This window comes from Candidatus Hakubella thermalkaliphila, assembly GCF_013281975.1.
GTDB classification, from domain to species: Bacteria; Actinomycetota; Humimicrobiia; order Hakubellales; family Hakubellaceae; genus Hakubella; species Hakubella thermalkaliphila.
Genome location: NZ_BLRZ01000157.1, coordinates 1 through 3,061, shown reverse-complemented (window position 1 = coordinate 3,061; position 3,061 = coordinate 1). Strand labels below are relative to the sequence as shown.

The 3,061-nt window shown below is 44.4% G+C and carries 5 protein-coding genes; all 5 read right to left on the bottom strand.

Translation table 11 applies throughout. From position 1 onward, the window contains the following. Positions 1–96: 96 nt before the first annotated feature. Positions 97–288 (bottom strand): hypothetical protein, encoded by a 192-nt coding sequence (locus tag HW443_RS10205; RefSeq protein WP_176238154.1) that lies wholly within the window; start codon positions 286–288, stop codon positions 97–99. Positions 289–1,402: 1,114 nt separating this feature from the next. Further along, positions 1,403–1,579: a DUF2283 domain-containing protein gene (locus HW443_RS14050; protein WP_176235980.1), complete on the bottom strand. Its 177-nt coding sequence runs from the start codon at positions 1,577–1,579 to the stop codon at positions 1,403–1,405. A 179-nt stretch (positions 1,580–1,758) separates the two neighbouring features. After that, the gene (locus tag HW443_RS10195; RefSeq protein WP_176235975.1) at positions 1,759–2,001 is read right to left on the bottom strand and encodes a hypothetical protein; all 243 of its coding nucleotides are present in this window, start codon (positions 1,999–2,001) and stop codon (positions 1,759–1,761) included. A gap of 143 nt (positions 2,002–2,144) precedes the next feature. Continuing rightward, entirely contained in the window at positions 2,145–2,279 is a 135-nt protein-coding gene (locus HW443_RS13440; RefSeq protein WP_258188993.1) for a hypothetical protein, read from the bottom strand. Positions 2,280–2,281: 2 nt separating this feature from the next. Continuing rightward, positions 2,282–3,061 (bottom strand): phosphoribosylaminoimidazolesuccinocarboxamide synthase (locus tag HW443_RS10190; protein ID WP_176238153.1); only part of this gene is annotated, 780 nt, incomplete at its 5' end.

Here is a 3,061-nt window from a genome sequence, read left to right as displayed (position 1 = left end):
GAAGTTCCTCGGTTACCACCCCGCAGTCGGGACAGGCCACCCGGAACTGGGGGAAAGAAAGCCAGGAGCGCTGGTAGGGTCCGTAAGGCAGGTCCCTCACCATGCGGGTAGAGCGATCGTAGTAGGTGTCCAACTCCTGCCGCAGGGGCAGCGATATTTACTCTCGTGCCTTCCCAGCTCGATCACCAACTCTTTATCTCCTGTTTTTCTGTTCTCGCCAAAGTGTAAGGCCAGCACCCTGTGTCCTTGCACTCCCACCAACTGGTTGATATACTCTTGTTTGACCATCGTCTTCTCCTTTCTATGCTGCTTGTTTTACTTTCAACCAGCATAAAGGATAGACGATGGTCGCTATTTACTCCATACTCTAGGGAGAAGAACCATATTTTTTAGGGAAAAGTCAGGTGATTTATGGTAATAAGTTTACCTTTAGGAACTTTTTTCATAATTTCATCTAACAGTTTGTGCCTAAAGAAGTTGCCCGAAGGGCTATTTGGGAGAAGGTGCGTAGCACCTAAGCCTTTTAGTTACTGCTAGACGATGGTGCGCCACGAAGCTGCATAAGAGATGAGGGTTAGGCCCCTCGGAGCCGGCTTGCAGGAGCAGGCTCCAAACCACCTCAAGCTGCTGTGGTCAAAAGCCATGGTGGCAAGCGTTGAGGAAAAGGTCCCGCAAGATGGGATCAGGTGAGGGTCATGGAGACGAACGAAAGTGAACCGCTGATGACCTGTCGAAAGCGTAGGGACGAAGTCAAAACCAGGGGGTCGTCGTTAACCTGGGATCAGTCTGGGGGAGACCTGCTTACTGCCCAGATGGCTTCCGGCACAAAGGCGGCGTGAACATGATTCAGGCTCTTGGGTAGAACGTGGGAACCTCTCCCCCCGATGCGAAGGGAGAAACACAAGTGGGAGGCCCCCACAAGTGGGAGAGTACCGATGCGGGGGAAGAGGGGCGGACCACCCCGTAGTAGTGATGAAATCTCGGTAATCGAGATGGAGCAAAGGGGGTGGGTTATCCAGCTCGATTTAATGATCAACCAGTCATGGGAGGAATCTTTGAAGAGAGCAAAGCCGTTTCCAACGGCTGGATGATGGGAGCCCGGTGAGTTGAGAGGCTCACGCCGGGTTCTGAGAGGACGGAGGGGGGAAGTTCCCCTCCGTTACTCACCTTATCTGCTGTTACGTGCATTAAAATACAGTCATTTCTTTATTCGTAACTATTCGGTCATGTTTCTAGAAGACGGGCGAGACGCCCATCCTACTGGTGACCAAAGACACCCCCTTAAGTAGGACATGTGTCTCGCTTGTCCAGACATACGCCATGGTTTGCAAGATAGCATTACAACTGAATAGTTACCTTTATTCTTTACATCACTTCCGATATCTACCTGTAGCCAGTAAACTTATGCTGTTCTTTTTGAAACTTCGTATTTTATTGGTAAAAGTCTCTCCAAGTTCACATGTTTTGAAGCGTCAATAATTTCAATACCAATGACTCTCTCATTCTCCCCTATATCCAGCACAATATCTTCAGAGACTCGCCTGTTTATGACATCTTGCTTCCTATCGTCTAAGCGAATATAACCCTACAGCGATACTTAAGAATCTTGGTTCAATATGTAGGGCAATTTCTTTAATTGAGCCACAACATATTGTAGGTATTCAGGTAAATGACGTTGTAGGGATAAAGCAAATCTGTCTTATCATTATAAAGAATGTTCATTTTATCCCTCCCACTTTCCATAAAATACGTAGATAGTCACAGTGATGATTGCATTTCCTTCAACAATATAGAATACTTCAACTCTTTTTTGTTTATAGTATTTATTGTACAGTATTTATTGTACCGTCTCTGTTCGAAATCATATATCTTAGCTTTCCCAACACGTCCATATTTAGCTGGGATGGAAAAACCAGTGTTGACAACATCTACAATCTCTTTTTCACTCGTACCTCTTTCCTCTGCTCGCTCTAATGTATGGGGATCAATTTGTATCTCCATGTTTATTCTTTTCTATTGCTGGCTATGGCAGATAACGTTCCCAGCATAAACCGGCATAAAAGAAGTTTTTGCGAAGCAAAAATTTGGGTGAGTGCCGCAAGGTACGAACCTTTTATGCTGTGCTAGCCGACGTAAATCCAAAATCATTCAACCTCACAAACTTCCCAGTTCTCATCGATCCATAATCCTATAACCTTGACCTCAAAATTCCATGATTCCGCAGTTCTAAGGGCAGCAGCTTCTTTTATGGTCTCCTCTGTAACATCAACCATGTTCATAATCAAAGAACCTCTTTTATTTCTAGCAGTATCTCTTTTAAAGGAGGTGCGGCAAACCATCTCTTTCGGGTTATTTCATTACAACAAGCTTGATAAAGCAGAGAAATTAACTCTTCAAGTCTGTTCGGTAATGAAGGAGGTGTAGCCCTTACAAGTTTTTTCCATCCCACTCTATCTTTCTTCTTCGCTTCTTCTACCTCTTTGCACCAGTCAGTATTTCGATAAAATATTCTGGCAACTTCTTTGCTTACGGGCATGTCTTCAAAGGTAAATCTACACTCATCAGGGGTTCCCAGGACATCCACCAGCATGAGATTTCGGTCTTCATCAAATCCAAGCTCTATTTTACCGTCCTCATTGACCAGACCCACTCGCCTGGCTTCTCTTGTGATGAGCTCATTGACAAGTAGGGTTATTCTCTTAATTTCTTTTACTTCATCATCAGCGAGCCCGGCAATATTTTTTGCTTCTTCCCAAGTTACGTACCTGTCGGTTGCTTCTAATTTTGTAGATACATCCAGAATAGGATTTTCAAGTTTCTGCCCTGGCCAGGGCATTTCGTCTAACCCGATATCTTCAAGTTTTAAACTGGCTTCTTTTAGTCTTTTGAAAACACTTGACCCCTCAGGTAAAGAGTTGCGGTAGATTACCTCAAGAGGTACAAGAAAATTTGACCTTTCGTTTTGGTAAACTGAATAGTCATAAACATTCTCTTTGATTTCAGGTTTTATTACTCGCAGCAGTTTAATTTCCATGCCATGGCCTGGTTCTTTAAGTTCGGA